This is a genomic window from Pragia fontium DSM 5563 = ATCC 49100 (assembly GCF_900112475.1).
In the GTDB taxonomy this organism is placed as follows: domain Bacteria; phylum Pseudomonadota; class Gammaproteobacteria; order Enterobacterales; family Enterobacteriaceae; genus Pragia; species Pragia fontium.
Genome location: NZ_FOLW01000002.1, coordinates 329086 through 347711 on the forward strand (window position 1 = coordinate 329086; position 18626 = coordinate 347711).

At 45.0% G+C, this 18626-nt stretch carries 18 protein-coding genes and 1 riboswitch; of the genes, 15 read left to right on the top strand and 3 right to left on the bottom strand.

The window, feature by feature from the left end; genetic code table 11:
• Window positions 1–11 precede the first annotated feature (11 nt).
• Window positions 12–983, bottom strand: a complete 972-nt coding sequence (locus BMZ28_RS04695) for a hypothetical protein (protein WP_074821056.1) — start codon at window positions 981–983, stop codon at window positions 12–14.
• A gap of 242 nt (window positions 984–1225) precedes the next feature.
• Between BMZ28_RS04695 and BMZ28_RS04700 the strand changes: the two genes are divergently transcribed.
• The 7 genes from BMZ28_RS04700 to BMZ28_RS04730 all read left to right on the top strand — a co-directional run bounded on the left by BMZ28_RS04700 (window position 1226) and on the right by BMZ28_RS04730 (window position 10085).
• Entirely contained in the window at window positions 1226–1498 is a 273-nt protein-coding gene (locus BMZ28_RS04700; RefSeq protein ID WP_047780693.1) for a VF530 family protein, read from the top strand.
• Window positions 1499–1571: 73 nt separating this feature from the next.
• The gene (gene cas3f / locus BMZ28_RS04705; protein ID WP_083399632.1) at window positions 1572–4727 is read left to right on the top strand and encodes a type I-F CRISPR-associated helicase Cas3f; all 3156 of its coding nucleotides are present in this window, start codon (window positions 1572–1574) and stop codon (window positions 4725–4727) included.
• A gap of 331 nt (window positions 4728–5058) precedes the next feature.
• Window positions 5059–6360: a type I-F CRISPR-associated protein Csy1 gene (gene csy1 / locus BMZ28_RS04710; RefSeq protein WP_074821064.1), complete on the top strand. Its 1302-nt coding sequence runs from the start codon at window positions 5059–5061 to the stop codon at window positions 6358–6360.
• Window positions 6357–7328, top strand: a complete 972-nt coding sequence (csy2, locus tag BMZ28_RS04715; RefSeq protein WP_074821066.1) for a type I-F CRISPR-associated protein Csy2 — start codon at window positions 6357–6359, stop codon at window positions 7326–7328. The genes csy1 and csy2 overlap by 4 nt, the downstream gene beginning before the upstream one ends.
• Window positions 7329–7366: 38 nt before the next feature.
• Window positions 7367–8362 carry a type I-F CRISPR-associated protein Csy3 gene (csy3, locus tag BMZ28_RS04720; RefSeq protein ID WP_074821070.1) on the top strand — a complete coding sequence of 332 codons (996 nt, stop codon included), beginning with the start codon at window positions 7367–7369 and terminating at the stop codon, window positions 8360–8362.
• Window positions 8363–8365: 3 nt separating this feature from the next.
• The gene (cas6f, locus tag BMZ28_RS04725) at window positions 8366–8980 is read left to right on the top strand and encodes a type I-F CRISPR-associated endoribonuclease Cas6/Csy4 (RefSeq protein WP_074821073.1); all 615 of its coding nucleotides are present in this window, start codon (window positions 8366–8368) and stop codon (window positions 8978–8980) included.
• Between the two features lie 637 nt (window positions 8981–9617).
• Entirely contained in the window at window positions 9618–10085 is a 468-nt protein-coding gene (locus tag BMZ28_RS04730) for an outer membrane lipoprotein (RefSeq protein ID WP_074821076.1), read from the top strand.
• 58 nt (window positions 10086–10143) lie between these two features.
• Here the strand turns inward: BMZ28_RS04730 and BMZ28_RS04735 are convergent, their stop codons facing one another.
• Window positions 10144–11055 carry a gluconeogenesis factor YvcK family protein gene (locus BMZ28_RS04735; protein WP_074821080.1) on the bottom strand — a complete coding sequence of 304 codons (912 nt, stop codon included), beginning with the start codon at window positions 11053–11055 and terminating at the stop codon, window positions 10144–10146.
• A gap of 274 nt (window positions 11056–11329) precedes the next feature.
• Window positions 11330–11466, top strand: a riboswitch (molybdenum cofactor riboswitch).
• On the opposite strand from BMZ28_RS04735, the gene moaA reads away from it, so the two are divergent.
• From moaA to BMZ28_RS04775, 8 genes are all read left to right on the top strand, one after another.
• Entirely contained in the window at window positions 11455–12438 is a 984-nt protein-coding gene (gene moaA, locus BMZ28_RS04740; RefSeq protein ID WP_074821083.1) for a GTP 3',8-cyclase MoaA, read from the top strand. It overlaps the preceding riboswitch by 12 nt.
• A gap of 50 nt (window positions 12439–12488) precedes the next feature.
• Entirely contained in the window at window positions 12489–13004 is a 516-nt protein-coding gene (gene moaB, locus BMZ28_RS04745; protein WP_074821085.1) for a molybdenum cofactor biosynthesis protein B, read from the top strand.
• Between the two features lie 14 nt (window positions 13005–13018).
• Complete coding sequence (gene moaC, locus BMZ28_RS04750) at window positions 13019–13498, top strand: cyclic pyranopterin monophosphate synthase MoaC (protein WP_074821088.1); 480 nt, start codon at window positions 13019–13021, stop codon at window positions 13496–13498.
• Window positions 13498–13743 (top strand): molybdopterin synthase sulfur carrier subunit, encoded by a 246-nt coding sequence (gene moaD / locus BMZ28_RS04755; protein WP_074821091.1) that lies wholly within the window; start codon window positions 13498–13500, stop codon window positions 13741–13743. The genes moaC and moaD overlap by 1 nt, the downstream gene beginning before the upstream one ends.
• Window position 13744: 1 nt before the next feature.
• The gene (moaE, locus tag BMZ28_RS04760) at window positions 13745–14206 is read left to right on the top strand and encodes a molybdopterin synthase catalytic subunit MoaE (RefSeq protein WP_047780703.1); all 462 of its coding nucleotides are present in this window, start codon (window positions 13745–13747) and stop codon (window positions 14204–14206) included.
• A 1031-nt stretch (window positions 14207–15237) separates the two neighbouring features.
• Window positions 15238–15528: a GIY-YIG nuclease family protein gene (locus tag BMZ28_RS04765; protein WP_071845452.1), complete on the top strand. Its 291-nt coding sequence runs from the start codon at window positions 15238–15240 to the stop codon at window positions 15526–15528.
• Between the two features lie 109 nt (window positions 15529–15637).
• On the top strand, window positions 15638–16213 hold the full coding sequence (locus BMZ28_RS04770; RefSeq protein ID WP_074821095.1) for a flavodoxin family protein: 576 nt from the start codon (window positions 15638–15640) through the stop codon (window positions 16211–16213).
• 167 nt (window positions 16214–16380) lie between these two features.
• Window positions 16381–17082 (top strand): Bax inhibitor-1/YccA family protein, encoded by a 702-nt coding sequence (locus BMZ28_RS04775; protein WP_074821097.1) that lies wholly within the window; start codon window positions 16381–16383, stop codon window positions 17080–17082.
• A 140-nt stretch (window positions 17083–17222) separates the two neighbouring features.
• On the opposite strand, the gene BMZ28_RS04780 is transcribed toward BMZ28_RS04775, so the two are convergent.
• Window positions 17223–18614, bottom strand: coding sequence for an NAD-dependent succinate-semialdehyde dehydrogenase (locus tag BMZ28_RS04780; RefSeq protein ID WP_047780706.1), 1392 nt, complete (start codon window positions 18612–18614; stop codon window positions 17223–17225).
• Window positions 18615–18626: the final 12 nt, after the last annotated feature.

An 18626-nucleotide genomic window follows, 5' to 3' on the forward strand; every position in this document is an offset into this window, starting at 1 on the left:
ACTGGCCGTTTTTATTGGCGACGATTGCGGATTAACCGATCTTGCTCCACGCCGGCATTCGCGGTTGGCTCGATGTTTTTGAGTTGGCCGTTTGACTGTATCAACTGCCAGCCCTGACTTTTATCATAGTAATAAACGTTGCCGTCTTTACCTGCGTAGACACGTTGTGCTGAACGAACTGAATTGCTGTCGATGCTTTGGGGAGATGGCGCATTACGGTAAACGCCAGAATCCAGGTCATTTTGAGCATGGCTGCTGCTGTAGCTAACTGTTCCCCGCTGTTTATTTCCGGTGATTTTATGATAGCCACTGCTGCCGATATGGTCATGATTGATAGTCGAGTCCGACCAGACTATTCGAGTGGTCTGATCCAAGGTGTTTCCCTGACCCGCATCAAGATTATTAAGCATCACAACAGGGCCATTGCCCCAGAGATTGCCAAAAGGTCGGTACCAGATGGAAACGTCGCTTTGGTTGGAAATCAACTGATGTACGCCTTCTGGCATAGTATTGGCAAACTGATTGAGATTCACCATTAGCGTTTTCTGCTGAAGGGCGGTATTGATCTGTGCTAAATAGTTAGCTCGATCGGATGCGCTGCCGGGAAGGTTGGTTTGTTGAATAATCATGTCGTATAGCCGGGTGGTACCGGCCAGCATATTGCTTTCAATCAAGGCCGAGAACCAGATAACGCCATATAACCTCTGGCTGGCGCTATTTTCATGCTTATTTGTTGCCATGCCTCGATTAAATGAAACGGCCAAACGTCCGGTAACTTGATGACCTTGCAGACTATCTAGCTGGGGTGGATAAAAGGTTACCGGAGCGCGGCTAATTACCGTGTAATGACGAGATGGCTGAGTATGTTCTGAATAGGTAATTTGACCCGAAGATGAAATGGTTTTAGCTGCCAGTACCGGTTGGGTAGAGGTAAGGACGAGACTTAGCAATGCTATAGACAGGGGCACAGCTTTATTTAACATGGCAATGTTTCTCCGGTATAGACCGCTAATATTGAATAATATAGGATTTGCAACTCAGTCATCTTTAAATGCAAAAGCGACATAAATCGGTCTTATCTTTAATGATACGTTAGACGATCAAGACGTTGTCAGTTGCAAAAGATTATCTTCCAACCCGGTAAATTGGTGAGTGTAGGGCCGTGACCAGACAGCGGCATCTTGCTATACTTTGCCCTCTTTATAACAGTATAAGTGGTTATTTAATGCAACATCAGTCAAAAGATCCCCTTCACGGCATTACGCTGGAACGTTTATTAACGACGTTAGTAGAAAAATACGGTTGGGAGTCGCTGGCTCGTGAAGTGAGTATCAACTGTTTCAAAAATGACCCCAGCATTAAATCCAGCCTGAAATTTCTGCGCCGTACTCCATGGGCCCGTAAACAGGTAGAAGATCTGTATATCCATAGCCTCAACGATAATCTTGATAATAAACGTGATGAAGTTAACAATCCGTGGGGAAAGTGGGTTAAGTAACTAATTGATGGTTAAATGAATTTTTCTATTATGCTATGTTATTCATACCCTTATGTTTGCATAGCGATAGGTTATGGATGACTTTTCTCCCTCCGATCTCAAAATCATTCTACATTCCCCAAAAGCTAATCTTTACGGCCTTGAACACCTTTTAAGGAAAACTGGCGAGGACAGTTGGCAGTTCGCCCAAAGTTTGCAAATTTTGACGGTTTTGGCTGCGTTATTTCATGATGTAGGTAAGTCGTCCGTTGGTTTTCAAAACAAACTTAAAGGTATCGATAGCGGACTGAAAGGTGATCCATTTCGCCATGAATGGGTCTCTATGCGAATTTTTCAGGCGATTGTTGGTAAGGCTGAAACCGATGAGCAATGGTTAACTTTCCTGAAAGATTTTAACCAGTTTGAACAGGATTATCCCCAGTGGCAGCAGGATATTTTTAAAGATGGCATTGATAATGACGATAAACAAGATGCCAGATATTACGCCTGGCAATCGTTGCCTCCACTGGCCCGTGCCGTTGGTTGGCTAATTACCTCCCATCATCGGATGCCGTTTTATGCTGATGGGGAAGAAAATAGTGAACGTTCAATTGATGAGGCATTTTTCAAACATCTGAGTCCGGTTAATGGCTGGGTACAGAATCGATATGAGCCTGTGGCCAAGGAATATATTCAGTCGTTCTGGACGTTTGAGAGCATGGTTACCGAGAGTCACTCATGGCGGAAAAGTATCGCTCGTTGGGCAGATAAAGCCCTGAGTGACAGATATTTAGCCCAGCAGAACAATTTTAGCTTTTTTGACCCGCTCTTGATGCACTTATCCCGCATGAGCCTGATGGTGGGGGATCACACTTATTCTGGTTTACCTCGCCATCGTCAGTACGGCGATAAAGATTTTTCTCTATATGCCAATACCGAGAAAAGGGATGAAAAAGCATCTCAGGTCAAGATGCGTCAGCGATTGGATGAACACCTGTTAGGCGTTGCCCGTCAGTCTGAACAGTTTAGTCAACTGCTGCCAAAGATTGCCGATAATCTGCCATCCATTGCCGATCATAAAGCGTTTAAGAAACGCACTGCCGATCCACGTTTTAGTTGGCAAAATCAGGCTTATGAGTTGGCCTGTCAGTTAAGAACTAAAAGTGAACGTGGCGGGTTCTTTGGCATCAATATCGCCTCTACCGGATGTGGTAAGACTCTGGGTAACGGCCGGATTATGTACGGATTAAGCGATCCGGATAAAGGTGCGCGTTTTACCATGGCGCTGGGCTTACGCGTGCTGACGTTACAAACCGGTCGGGAATACCGACAGCGCATGAGCTTAACCAAAGAGGATTTAGCTATTCTGGTTGGTGGTCAGGCGGTTATCGATGTGTTTAACCTGCGTCATGATGATAAAGAGAAGCGGATGGTGCTCAATGATGAAACGGAGCACCATCAAGCCCAGATAAATCATTATGGGATTGGTAGTGAGTCAGCGCAGGATTTTCAAGATGATTACGTTTACTTTGACAGCCCGATAGAAGATCACCATTTAGGTTCGGTTCTGCGCGACGAGAAAGCCAAAAAGTTACTGTATGCGCCCATTGTCACCTGCACCATTGATCACTTGGTTGGAGCGACAGAAACTGCCAGAGGCGGCAAATTTATCGTGCCTATGCTGCGGCTGTTGTCATCGGATTTGATTCTGGATGAACCGGATGATTTTAATCTGGAAGACTTACCGGCCCTGACGCGATTGGTGAATATGGCTGGGATGCTCGGTAGCCGAATATTACTCTCTTCAGCAACCTTGCCACCGGATATGCTGGCTGGACTATTTGAGGCCTATCAGGCCGGGCGGATGATTTGGAATCGTCATCATGCTATTCAGGCATCGCCGGTTGTCTGCGCCTGGTTTGACGAAACCGAGGTTAAATCGGTGGATTGCGTCGATAAGGCGCAGTTTACTCAGGAAAATACTCAGTTTGTTGCTAATCGCGTTATCAGGCTGAATCAATCTCCAATACTGCGGCAGGGGGCTATCTTGCCTTTGTCGGTTAAGCCAAAGAAAAGCCTTGAATTTAATCAGTTGGCGCAGGATCTGTTGCAGGGTATACAACGGTTACATAGCGATCATCAGCAAACCTGCCCGCAAACCGGCAAGCGAGTGAGCTTTGGCTTAATTCGATTAAGTAACATTAGTCCATTGGTTGAACTGGCTCAGGCCCTTTATCAAAGCGATGGTTTGGCCGATGCTGACATCCGGTTATGCGTTTATCATGCCAGACAACTTTTTGCCCTGCGTTCTGATTTAGAAAATCAGTTGGATCAGATTCTTCATCGTAAAGAACAACAGAATATATTTCGCCATCCGGCGGTGGCATCTGTATTAGCTGAATCGGCGTCACCGAATGTGATATTTATCGTACTGGCTACACCGGTGGCGGAAGTTGGGCGCGATCATGATTATGATTGGGCGATTGTTGAGCCTTCCAGTATGCGTTCGATTATTCAATTAGCCGGGCGGATACAGCGGCATCGGCAGGAGCCGGTATCGACGCCGAATATGCTGATGATGAGTACGAATATTCGGGCGTTGCAGCAGGGGAAAGACTTGGGAGCGGGTCATATACCGGTGTTTTGTCTGCCGGGGTTTGAATCTACCTCGAATAAACTAAGCGGGCCAGAACTCATATTACGTTCACATAACTCGGCGGATATCTTACTGACTGCGTTAGACAATATTAATTCAGTTTCGCGTATCAGTAAGCCTAAACCGCAGATTCCATTAATTGCTTTGGAACATGCGGCGATTGCCCGAGTCATGAATAAGCCTGATGGAAAGCTGAATTTAGTGAATGCATGGTGGCGTCCTTCGCCCAATTCGGTGGTTCAATCAGCGAATCCTTATTTATTTCATTTACAAAAGCAAACACCATTTAGGAAAAGTGTTCGGCAGACGCATTATATTTGTTTAATTAACGATGAGGAAAAGTTTGAATTCAGGGATATGAAGTATATCACTCAGACGGAACAAGCTAAATTTGAGGTGGATATCAATATTGTGCATAACCATAAGGTAACTCCATGGTTGAATCAGCAGTATAAAACAGTATTGGAAGGGCTGGCGGATGACATTGGGGAAAAAGACTTAAATAAGCTGGGGATTAAATTTGGCTTTGTTGATTTAGATGAACGTCAATTATCATGGAAATTTCATCCATTGCTGGGTTTTTGGCCTAAATAAAATAGGAAAAGTTTTATGTTGCCTTTGGTTTGTCAACTTTTTTATTTAAATGACCCGTCTAAAAACGCTAATATTTTGCAAGATTTAGGTTTTAAATAGTCACCAATATATAGATAAATGAGAAAGGGATGTTTATTTGTTGTACTACTGAATAGTTTTTTCAATATTAATGTTGATATTAATCATCTTAATATACGGTTGACTGCTACGATGATGTTTTTTATGCGTAACATCTAATATTTCAATATTCATTATTGAATTGGTTTTCTCTAAAATTAATTATAACTCATCGACTTTATTCATATTTGTATTGTATTGAAAGGAGATAGGCATGCCGGTTCAACGGGCAGTTCATGCTTTTATCAATGAGCGCTTGCAGGCTAAACTTGATAAAGCAAAGTCGCCGCAGGAGATTAATGACTTAAAGTTAAAATATCACCCTCACGAATGGATCGCGGATGCTGCACGAAGAGCATCACAAATACAGTTCGCGACTCATACGGTTAAAGGTATTCATCCTGATAGTAAAGGGACGAATATAAATGCTCAGTTAATTAAAATAACTGATGGATTAGTGAGTTCAGCAGATTTAAATACACACGCTTTAGATATTGTTGGTAATGCTGCCGCACTTGATGTTTATAAATTCTTAAGCGTTAGCGTTGATGAAAATAGCACCATATTAGATTTAGTATTAAAGGAAGATTCCCAACTGTTATCGGTTTTTTCCGAGAGTCCACAGCAGGCAAAACAATATTTAGCGGCATTTAAAAGCATTACTCAACGCTCAATGGAAAATGTGAAAGTCTATGAGCTAATGAAACAGCTCTTATGGCCCGTTAATATTGATGCCCAACAGCAAGATAATTATCTTAATATTGTTCCTTTATATCCCACCAGTTTTGTTCATCAGGTGTATCAAAACCTGCAAGAAATTCGATTTAGCGATGAAGTTAAATTAGCCAAAGACGCGCGCAAAAATGAAAAAGGTCATGAGGTCGGATATACCATTGTGCCTGATATTGCCTATGTAAAATTAGGGGGAACCAAGCCACAAAATATCTCTCAGCTTAATTCAGAACGCGGCGGGCGTAATTATCTCCTGCCATCTCTCCCGCCGACTAATCAACCAGAAGATACCTCTGCATGGCGGGTTAAACCTCCGGTATTGGAAAGTTCAATTTTTGACCGGGCATTCAATTATTTTGCCAAAAAACATATCAGGCGTTTCTGCCAGAACGTTATTGATGAATCTCGCAACAATGCATCCGTTCGTGAAAAGCGGCAATTGATTATTAAAGATATTCTTGAAGTTTTGATGAGGTATGGTGAACAAGTCCGTGGTTTTGACGGTGGTTGGTCTAAACATGGTGGCTTAAAGGCTTCTCAGGCGTTTTGGTTAGATCCTAAACGTGCGGATATTGATGCCGAATGGGCTGAACTAAGGGAGACAAGCGATTGGAAAATGGAGCTGGCTCATGATTTTGGCGTATGGCTTAACCACCGCTTAAATGATGCCTACCGGGATAATAAATACATACATCTGGCGGATACTGAGCAGAAAGAATGGAAATACGACATGGCGGATCTGATCAAACAAAGTATTCGGGAAGGATGGGGAATATTTGAATGAAATACTATTTAGTGATTCCTCATATCAAAATTCAGAATGCCAACTGCATTTCCAGCCCGTTGACCTATGGTTTTCCAGCAATCACCGCATTTACCGGTGCTGTACATGCGCTGAGTCGCAAGTTAACTGAAACATTTGATGTCAAATTAGAGGGGGTTGCCATTGCCGCCCATCGTTGTGACGTTCAACGTTCCAGACCTAATAATTACGCTTCAGACTGGAGCTTTATTCAGTCTCGCCATCCGATTAAAAAAGATGGCAATTCCCCTTCAATTATTGAGGAAGGGTATGCACATCTGGATGTAAGTTTAGTGATTGAAGTTATTGGTGACATGGATTGGAATCCGCAAGAGAAACAGCTTTTTTGTGACGCGGTATATCTGCAATTAATGCAACAACGTTTGGCGGGTGGAAGCGTTTTAAGTATCGGAACGGCTCAGCGTCGAATTCAGCTGCATAACGATCCTAAAGGCGATAACGAGGCCATTAAAGCGATCAAAATTCAAATTAGTCCATCGTTTCTATTGATGGATAGCCAACAGGCTTTGATTAAACATACCAAGAAGCTACAGGCTAAACATCCTGATAAAACAGCGCTGGATGCCTTAATTGACCTGTGTAGTATCCATGTGCATCCAGAGAGCGTTGGTGATGCCAGAGATGATATTAGCAAGGGGAACGTCACCTGGACGATGTCATCAGAGAAAAATGGCTGGTTAGTTCCCATCCCCGTTGGCTATAAAGGGATTGCGCCTGAATTTGGCGCTAATCAGGTAGCAGATATTCGAGCACCTCAATATCCGACTCACTTTGTTGAAACGGTCTATTCAGTCGGCGAATGGCGTTTTACCTATAAGGTTAACGATTTCAATACCATTTTCTGGCGCCATCACACCGATCTCGATAATCAATTATTTCTTGTCAGTCAGTCCTCAGCGAATGATGAAAACTTACAAACTTTATTTTAATTAAATAGTTAATCAGAATTTTTTCAAGGAGAGTCTCCATGTCTAAAACCATATTAAAAACAGCCTCAGTATTAGCTTTTGAACGTAATTTTGATGTATCTGACGGGGTGTTTTTTCAGACCAACTGGCAACAGCGTGATGGTTTTAACAAAGTTAAAATTAGTGAAAAGTCAGTACGCGGCACTATTTCAAATCGGTTAAAAAATGCGATTGCCAGCGATCCAACCAAACTAGATTCAGAGATCCAGAAAGCCAATTTGCAAACCGTTGATATGGCAGCCCTGAGTCAGGAAAACGACACTCTGGTTGTGAAATGGAGCCTGAAAGTATTACCGTTTACCGGCAAGCCCTGCGTTTGTAATGACGCCAACTACCAAAACAAACTGGAGCAAACGTTAAAAACCTATATTGATAAGGTCGGTTTTGATGAACTGGCTAAACGCTATGCCAGCAATATTGCTAATGGGCGTTTCTTATGGCGTAACCGTATGGGTGCTGAGTTTATTGATGTGGTGGTTAAGGCGGAAGGGGAGAAGCCGCTGACGTTTAAAGCCAAAGATTACTCGCTGATGAGCTTTGATAAACCCGATGGTGAATTGGAGAAATTGGCAAGCTGGATCAAGCAGGGCTTAAGCGGTGAAAAATTTGTTCTGCTGCATATTGAAACTTATGCCAAAGTCGGCAGCGGGAAAGAAGTTTATCCTTCTCAGGAACTGATTCTGGATAAGGGGAGAAAGAGCAAAACTCTGTATCAGATTGATGAAGCCGCAGCGATGCATTCACAAAAAATCAGTAATGCGTTAAGAACCATTGATACATGGTATCCGGATGCTCAATTCCCTATAGCGGTTGAGCCTTATGGCTCAGTAACGTCAATGGGTACCGCTTTTCGTCAGCCAAAAGCGAAGGCAGATTTTTATACGCTGTTTGATGCATGGGTACTAAAAGATCAGGAATTGACGTTGGAGCAGCGGCACTATGTGGCGGCTATTCTGATTCGTGGTGGCGTATTTGGTGAAAGCGGTAAGGAGTAACTGATGGATCGTTATATTGATATCCAGATTTTGCACAATCCTGAAATTGCGTCGGCGTTGGTGATGAATCAGCTTTTTTACCAACTGCACCTTACGCTGGTGGAGAATGCGAATCCAGTAGCCGTTAGTTTTCCTGATTATCACGTGGATGCCGATAATCACCGGAATAATACGCTGGGGAATCGGTTAAGGCTGCATGGTTCGGCGACGGCTTTGAATTCACTGAATATTCAGCAATATCTTATCGACATATCGAATTATGCTTTGCTGGGAGAAATTAAACCGGTTCCAGACGTGGTGCAAGGGTATGCGGCATTTGTGCGTAAACATAGCAAAAGCCCCAGAGATATTGATAGAAAACGTCAATATTTGCTTAAAAAAGCCGGTGGTGAATGGAATGATATGGCCGAGAAAAGCCTGAGTCGTTTTATTGAGAAGTTACGCTGTCAATTGCCGTTTATCCATCTGGTTAGCCATAGTTCTAAACCGGCAGAAGACGGGGGAAAAAATTATTTCCACCTGTTTATCAACAAAGAGACTGGCGAAGTGCAGCAAGGAAAGCTGACGAAATATGGGTTAAGCGATGCGCAACATCGGACAACGGTTCCTATTTTTTGACCGAATAAATTGATGTTCTTTAAAAAAATAGCGTTAACTTAAATAAACCCTTTTTTTAGCGATGTATTTTCGTTTTATATAAAACAATAAGTTACGATGACCGCTGAAAAAAGGGTATTTTGACTTAATTTCGGATAGATGTCTGATATTATCGGGGCTGTAGAGGGATTTATTGGTAAAATTTCTACTGAACCGCCGTATAGGCGGCTTAGAAAAAAGCGGTCGGAGTCAGCATTAACACGCTCTACTGAACCGCCGTATAGGCGGCTTAGAAAATAACGGGTGCTCTACGGGTGCTCTAACGGGTCTGAACCGCCGTATAGGCGGCTTAGAAAATACGGGCGCTGTAATCTATTTGCCATGTTTCCTGAACTGCCGCATAGGCAGTCCAACCCACAGTCATAAAACCAGCAACTCTTTTTATCTTTCCTTTATGTAAATCACCGGGTTTTTCGCTACATTGACGACGGCTTTTGGCTTTAATCCCTTATTTATCGTCATCTCAGCATCAGATCGCACCTTGATCCACCGCATTTATTTTCCGTGCTGTTATACTTAATTCATTCACCTGACAGGAAAGTCAGTGTCGGTGTATCAGGATAGATATCAGACTATTTGATTTATTGAGGGAGAAAAAATGAAGTCGTTCATTCTTAAAAGTATTGGTGCCGCCTGTATTGCGTTAAGTATGGCAGGATGTGCCTCTAATATTTCTTCAGATTCTTATTCTGATCAGCAGGTTGGTCAGGCTAGTCGTACCTTTGCCGGAACTATTGTTAGTTCCCGAGTGGTTAACGTGGAAGGTAACAACGAGGTTGGTGGGCTGGTGGGGTCTGTTGCTGGTGGTGTTGCCGGTTCTGCCATTGGTGGTGGTTTCCGAGCGAATGCGCTAGGGGCCATTGGTGGAGCATTGCTTGGTGGTGTGTTGGGTTCTTCTGTTGAAAAGGGTGTGTCCCAACAGAAGGCGATTGAGTATGTGATTCAGACTGAACGTGACGGACTGATTACCGTTGCTCAGGGTATAGACAATCCTTTGGGTAACGGTCAGAAGGTATTAGTGATTCAAGGGAAAACAACCCGAGTGATAGCGGATACCCGCCCATAGTCAGGCGTTCGATAATAAAAAAGCGCGTTAAGTACGCGCTTTTTTATTGACTGAAATATTATTCGCCAAACTTCCGTAGTGCACATTCCAGCGCTTTATGTAGCATATCGCGATCGTGGCGATAGGGAATATCCTCCGCTTCCAGCGGCTGCTGGACAATCACCTTATCTTTAATGCCTTCAATGCTGGTATGCGGGCCAATAATAATGCCATCAATTTTTCGCCCGCCAATGGCTTGCTCAATGATGCCCATTTTAATCTGTAGAGTGAGTGATGCTGCTGCGGGGCTAAGCTCTTTAGCCAAATTACCAATATAGATAATACGTGCTTTGCTGCGCTGCATCGCCTCAGCGATTTCTTTTAACAGCAGCGGTGGCATCAGACTGGTCATAAAGCTACCGGGACCGACCAGAATCAGTTCAGCCCGATCAATTGCTTCAACCGCTTCATAGGTCGCAGCCACGTGCGGCTCCAGCATCAATTGCTGCGGCATCTGTTTCAGGCTATCAACGTTAACTTCACCGTGTATTAGATTTCCCTCAACGTCAATCGCCGCCAGATCGACCGGATGTTCCGACATGGGAATTAAATAGGCTCGTACTTTTAGCATATTGCGAATAAGATTAATCGCGTCTAATGGGCGAACGCTCAGATTATCCAGCGCTTTTAACATTAAATTGCCCAAATTATGACCGGCCAGTTCACCATTGCCACTAAAGCGGTATTCAAACATGGTGGAGGCAATGCTAGGCTCAGTGATTAATTGATTCAGGCAGTTGCGCAGATCGCCCCAGGCTATTCCGCCTTCAGATTGACGAATACGCCCGGTTGAACCGCCGTTGTCGGTGGTGGTAACAATACCCGTAAGGCGAGAATCAAGAGAGGAAAGTGCTGACATAACGCGGCCTAAACCGTGTCCTCCGCCGAGGGCCACCACGTGTTCCAAATCACTTAACGTGCGATTACGCATGCGATTCCTTCATATAGGGATTGATTTTGCGGCATAAGTTACCCGATTTTGTTACAAAAGGCGAAGGTTGCGTTATTTAACATGACATTTATTAATATTGACTTATATCAAGCTGGCCGCTGCGTTTTTTCAGTATGGTCACAGCCACTAAAATAAAGAATAAACGTTATGTAATTATTTATATAGCGATTATTAATGCTGGTAGTCGTCGTTATTAAACATTAATATCTATATATTGCACGGTCAACTGCCCAATTACGGGTAGTAAAACCGGCAAACAATGAAACTCTGAGCTGCTTCAACCTAAGTCAGTGAATGATATGGTGCTGCAGCCGTGACATTAAGTCACCAGGGTGTAAGGTAGAAATGCCTGCACCTCCCGAATTGGAAAGGTGTTTTATGGTATCGCAATTAACCGATGCTTTTGATCGCAAGTTTTATTATTTGCGCCTATCGATTACAGACGTCTGCAACTTTCGTTGCAACTACTGTCTTCCTGATGGTTATAAACCAAACGCCAATAAGCGTTTTTTAACGCTGGATGAAATTAAGCGCGTGGGTAGAGGCTTTGCTGAACTGGGTACAGAGAAAGTGCGTCTGACCGGGGGAGAGCCTACACTACGTCGTGATTTCGTCGATATTGTGGCGGCTATCCGTGAGAACTCAGCGATTAGAACGTTGGCGGTAACTACCAACGGCTATCGCATGGCGCGAGATGTCCAGAGTTGGAAAGATGCCGGTTTAACCTCAATTAACGTCAGCGTAGATAGCCTAGACGCGCGTCAGTTTCATACTATTACCGGTCAGGATAAATTCCGTCAGGTGATGGACGGGATTGATGCTGGCTTTGCCGCTGGTTTCAATACGATTAAAGTGAATACCGTGCTGATGCGCGACGTTAACGATCGCAGTCTGGCCACCTTCCTTAACTGGATTAAAGATCGCCCCATCCAATTGCGCTTCATTGAACTGATGGAAACCGGAGAGGGTACCGATCTATTCCGTAAGCATCACGTATCTGGTGACGTCATTCGCCGCCAACTGCTGGAGCAGGGGTGGCAGCAAAGGGTTAGAGATCGCAGCGACGGTCCAGCACAGGTGTTTACCCATCCTGATTATCAGGGCCAAATTGGCCTGATTATGCCTTATGAAAAAGATTTTTGCCTGAGCTGTAACCGCCTGCGGGTTTCCGCCGTGGGTAACCTTCATCTGTGTTTGTTTGGTGAGCAAGGTATTTCTCTACGGGATTTACTCACCGACGACAATCAGTTAGAAGCGTTGAAAGCGCGCATTCAGGATAAGCTGTTGACGAAAAAGCAGACGCACTTTCTGCATCAGGGCAACAGCGGTATTACGCAAAATCTGTCATTTATTGGCGGCTGATATCCGCTCAAGTGGATATCGCCGTACATCATGATGTTAAGGAGCTAAGCATGGGACATGCAGCCAGTGAATTTATTCCCGTTTCTCTTGCGGTATTAACCGTTTCTGATTCTCGCAGTGAAGCGGAAGATACCTCAGGTCATTATCTGGTTGAAGCGGCGGCAGCGGTTGGCCATCAGGTCGTCGATAAACGTATTATTAAAGACAATATTTATCAAATTCGAGCGGTGGTGTCGGGCTGGATTGCCGATCCATCGGTGCAGGGGATAGTGATTACCGGCGGTACTGGTTTTACTGCCCGTGATAATACACCGGAAGCGATACAACCGTTATTTGACCGTCAGGTAGAAGGCTTTGGTGAGCTGTTCCGCATGTTGTCTTATGAGGATATCGGCACCTCGACCATTCAGTCTCGTGCTCTTGCCGGTATAGCTAACCAGACCATTATTTTTGCCGTGCCGGGTTCAACCAATGCCTGCAAAATGGCTTGGGAACGCATTATCGTTGAGCAACTGGATGCCCGTCATCGTCCGTGTAACTTTCTTCCTCATTTGAGCAAAAAATAGAGATAGATTTAACCATGTCACAGTTAACCCATATTAATGCTTCCGGTGAAGCACACATGGTCGATGTTTCTGCTAAAAGCGAAACCGTGCGCGAAGCGCGTGCCGAAGCCTACGTTGAAATGAGTGAGCAAACGTTAACCATGATTATGCAGGGTAGCCATCATAAAGGTGATGTGTTTGCTACCGCACGCATTGCCGGTATTCAGGCGGCAAAACGTACTTGGGAACTGATCCCTCTCTGTCATCCGCTGCTGTTAAGCAAGGTCGAAGTTTCTCTTGAGGCGCAGCCAGAGAATAATCGAGTGCGCATTGAGTCCTGCTGTCGATTAACCGGTAAAACCGGCGTAGAGATGGAAGCGCTGACTGCCGCATCCGTGGCGGCGCTGACCATTTATGATATGTGTAAAGCGGTGCAGAAGGATATGGTGATCGGCCCGGTGAGACTATTAACCAAGAGCGGCGGTAAATCCGGTGACTTTCAGGCGGAGGCATAATGATTAAGGTGATCTTTTTTGCTCAGGTCAGAGAACTGGTGGGTACCGACCAACTGGCGTTACCGGCAGAGTATCCGACGGTAGAGGCATTACGTCAGGCATTGTGTAGCCGCGGTAACAAATGGCCTTTGGCACTGGAGCCGGGCAAGTTGTTGATGGCGGTAAACCAGATGCTGGTGACTGCCGAGCACCCGATTGCAGATGGCGATGAAGTGGCATTTTTCCCACCGGTCACAGGGGGCTAAGATGTCTGAAGATAAGAATACGCGTATAACTGTCAGTCCGGCGGCGTTTAATGTCGGTGATGAATATCAATGGCTGTCCCAATGTGATGATGATGGTGCGGTAGTGACCTTTACCGGCAAGGTGCGCAATCATAATCTGGGGGATAGCGTAAGCGCTTTGACGCTGGAACACTATCCGGGCATGACCGAGAAGTCTCTGGCCGAGATTATTATCGCCGCTCGCCAACGCTGGCCTTTACAACGGGTGAACGTTATTCACCGCATCGGTGAACTGTTCCCTGGTGATGAAATCGTGTTTGTCGGTGTGACCAGCGCCCACCGCAGTTCAGCCTTTGAAGCGGCTGAATTTATTATGGATTACCTGAAAACCAAAGCCCCATTCTGGAAACGCGAAGCGACTCAGGAAGGGGACCGCTGGGTGGATTCTCGAGAGAGTGATAAGCAGGCGGCAGAGCGTTGGTAGATCCTGTATTCCCTCCTTTATTCCAGTGGTGCATACCTTCGTCATTCCGGTGAAAACCGGAATCCAGGTTTTAGCTTAATGACCACGCTTGGCTTAAGGGCGAGATGATTCGCTGCGCTCACCCTTCGGGCCATTCACTATGTGAATGTTTGTTTCGCCTACGGCTACGCGTTCTAGCTTCCGCTAGGATGACGGTATAAATGCAGGGATAGCAACAATCAGACTATAGAAATCCCCCTAATCGTGATTTCCTCCTCCGTCATTCCGGTGAAAACCGGAATCTAGGTTTTAGCTTAACGACCACGCTTGGCCTAAGGGCGAGATGATTCGCTGCGCTCACCCTTCGGGCCATTCACTATGTGAATGTTTGCTTCGCCTACGGCTACGCGTTCTAGCTTCCGCTGGGATGACGGTATAAATGCAGCGATGACAATATAAATGTTGGGGTAGCGACAATCAGACTATAGAAGTCCCCTAACCGTGATTCTCTCCTCCGTCATTCCGGTGAAAACCGGAATCCAGGTTTTGGCTTAATGACTACGCTTGGCTTAAGGGCGAGATCCTAGCTTCCGCTCTGAGGAATCCCCACAAATTTTTTCTTTAGGGATTCAAAGGATTAAAGTAGGCATTTTGTGAGCGATTTGTTCCATCTTATGAGTGACTCAGTCAGAATATGATCGCATTCCCCCCTTCGTCATTCCGGTGAAAACCGGAATCTAATGTTTTAGCTTAACGACAACGCTTGGCTTAAGAACGAGGTCCCCGCTTTCGCAGGGATGACGGTATAAATGCGGGAATGACAATATAAATCATAGTTAAGAATTCATGTTTATTTTTCTGGGGATTCCTCAGAGCTTCCGCTAGGATGACGGTATAAATGCAAGGATGACAATGTCACTACTGGGATAACAAGAGAAAGACACATACATATTAATGTTGCGGGCCTCATTCAAATAATCAGTTCTCAGTTTGAATCTTTGAGAGATCCCAATCATTCTCTACTAACCAAGCATTTATCCTTAGTTATTTAAATGAAACAACCTTGTGTTTACATTCTTGCCAGTCGCCCAAAAGGCGCTTTATATGTCGGAGTGACATCTAATCTGCCTAATCGAATAGAGTGTCATCAACGGGGCGAAGTCTTGGGTTTTACCCAGAAATATAATATTAAACGCTTAGTTTGGTATGAATTACATTCTTCAATGTATCAGGCCATCACTCGAGAAAAGAATATTAAACATTGGCGACGTATATGGAAGATTGAATTGATAGAAAATATGAATCCTGACTGGGATGATTTGTCGAAAACCTTAAGTGCTTAGACCTATTAGTGGTGCTTTATCCCCATTTTTCACACCAAAAATGATATAATCCCCCAGTTCCAGAGCCTGTTTTGCGGGCTTTCTTTTTTTCAGTTTCACAGAGGCTTTAATGACACGCGTTGCAATTGTATATCACAGCGGATATGGACATACGGCAAAAGTCGCAGAGGCGGTAGCGAAAGGATTGATGGAAGTCAGTGATACACTGGTTGATATGGTGCCTATTGATGCGGAAGGTAATTTACCCGAACAGGCATGGGATGCGTTAGCCGTTGCAGATGGAATTATTTTTGGTAGTCCTACCTATATGAGCGGTCCATCGTGGCAGTTTAAGAAATTTGCCGATGGGTCATCGGCTCCTTGGGTGGCTCAGCAGTGGAAGGATAAGTTGTTTGCTGGGTTTACCAACTCGGCAAGTATGAACGGCGATAAGCTCAGCACGTTGGATTATATGTTTCATTTGTCCCAGCAACACGGCGGCATTTGGGTAGGAATGGGAATGCTGCCTTCCAATACCAAAGCGGCAACCCGTAATGATGTTAACTATATTGCTGGCGTTTCTGGTTTGATGACCGTATCACCGGCAGATGCCTCAGTTGAGGAAGCACCGCTGCCGGGTGAGTTAGAAACGGCACGTTTATTTGGTCAGAGAATTGCACAGTTAACCTGTCGCTGGGTCAGATAATTCTTTAACCAGAAGTGAGATGGTTATCGCGCGATTTGTCACGTTTCTTTACCAGACATGACGAAATTATTTTTACCATCAGATGTCATAATATGTGGTAACCTTAATCTAAGTTCGTTCGTTTTTATAACACTATGTTTGACTCTTAAGATAGAAGGACAAATTTAATGGATCCACGTCACAACGGTACTATCGTAGAACACGCCAATACCGGTCTTCAGGCGTTTATGGCTCAGGTCTACGGATGGATGACCTGTGGTCTGTTATTGACCGCATTTACTGCCTGGTTTGTTACCGGAACAGCGTTGCAGAGCTTCATTTTCTCCAGCAACATTACCTTTTTCGGGCTGATTATCGTACAGCTTGGTGTGGTGTTTTTCCTATCCGGCATGCTGAACCGCATTAGTGGTTCCTTAGCCACTACGCTGTTTATGCTTTACTCCGTGCTGACTGGCTTGACCATGTCCAGCATCTTTGTGGCTTATACCAGCAGTTCTATTGCCAGCACGTTCTTTGTTACGGCAGGAACTTTCGGTGCCATGAGCCTGTATGGTTATACCACCAAGCGTGATTTAAGCGGTTTGGGCAGCATGATGATTATGGGCCTGATCGGTATTCTTCTGGCTTCTCTGGTGAATATCTTCCTGAAGAGCCCGGCGTTAACTTGGGCGATCACCTATATCGGTGTGATTGTATTTGTGGGCTTAACCGCTTATGACACCCAAAAGCTGAAGCAAATTGGTGAGCAGGTGTCTCTTGATGACCGCGAAGGTTATCGCAAGTCTTCTATTATGGGCGCGTTAACCCTGTATTTAGACTTCATCAACCTGTTCTTAATGCTGCTGCGTATTTTAGGCGATCGTCGCTAATATCGGCATCTGATTGAATGTAAAAGGGCGCGATATATTCGCGCCCTTTGTTTATTTAACGCCTGCCATATCATTTCTTCTGTGGTTTCCGGACATAAAAAAGGCCCTCAATGAGGGCCTTTTACGATCAACGATAAAAATCAGAACGGTGCATTAATATCAACGATATCGATCAATTTATGGTTAGCAAACTCTTTAAGTCCTAAACCAATCAGTTCACGGCCAAAGCCTGAACGACGCACGCCACCGAATGGTAAGTCAGCTTTTACCATGGTTGGGTGGTTAACGAAGATCATACCGGTAGAAATGCGCTTAGCAACTTCAGCACCGTGTTCCGGACGAGCGGTAAAGACTGAACCACCTAGTCCAAAAGGTGTATCGTTGGCGATACGTACTGCATCATCTTCGTCTTTGGCTTTAAACAGCATAGAAACTGGACCAAAGAATTCCCAGTAATAGGCTGGGTTATCAGGTGTCACATTGGTGAGGATAGTTGGCTGTACAAAAGCACCTTGAGAAGGAACTTTAGGGCCAACTTCGATTGCTGTCGCACCGTGAGCCACCGCCTGACGAACTTTATCTTTCACTTCATCCGCAGCTTGCTGGGAAGAGAGTGGTGCCAGCGTGGTTGTTTCATCAAACGGGTCGCCTGCTTTTAATGCAGCAACGCCTTCCTGATATTGGCTAAGGAAGTCATCATAGATTTTTGCATCGATAATCATACGCTTAGATGATACGCAGACTTGACCACCATTCCAGTGACGGCCAAATACCGCCCAGCGTACGGTTTCTTTCAATGGCGCATCGGCTAAAACCACAAAGGCATCAGCGCCACCTAATTCCATAGTACATTTTTTCAGAGCTTTACCAGCCTGAGAGGCGATAACTGAACCCGCGCCTTCAGAGCCGGTTAATGCGACACCGTGTACACGAGGATCGTTGATAATGGTTTCAACCTGAGTGCGGGTGGCATACAGGTTTTGCAGTAAGCCTTCCGGCAAGCCTGCTTCAAGAACAACGCGCTCAAATGCCGCGGCGCTTTGTGGTACGTTGGACGCATGTTTCAGCAGCAGGGTATTACCCACCGCCAATTGAGGTGCCAGGATGCGTGCAATTTGGTAATAAGGGAAGTTCCATGGCTCAATCGCCAATAAGACACCCAGCGGATCGCAGACCAGAATTGCCTGACCTTCCGCCGGATCGGCTACCGGCAGCTTCTCTGGCTTCAGCAGTTCTTCCGCATTTTTAACATAGTATTCAAATATTTGAGCGGATAGCTCTACTTCTCCCTGAGCTTCGCTGTAGAGTTTGCCCATTTCAATGGTCAGTAATTTAGCAATCTCTTTCTTTTCCTTGCGCAGGCCATCGGCAACGCGCTGTAGCAGAGCAAGACGCTCGGCAATCGGTTTTTCTTTCCAACTCAGAAAAGCATTGTGTGCTTTATCAATGGCGCCGGCCACTTCAGCATCGGTTGCATCAGGGAAAGTTTTAAGGGTTTCACCGGTGTAGGGGTTTACGGTTTTGTAACTCATAGTGGTATCCTT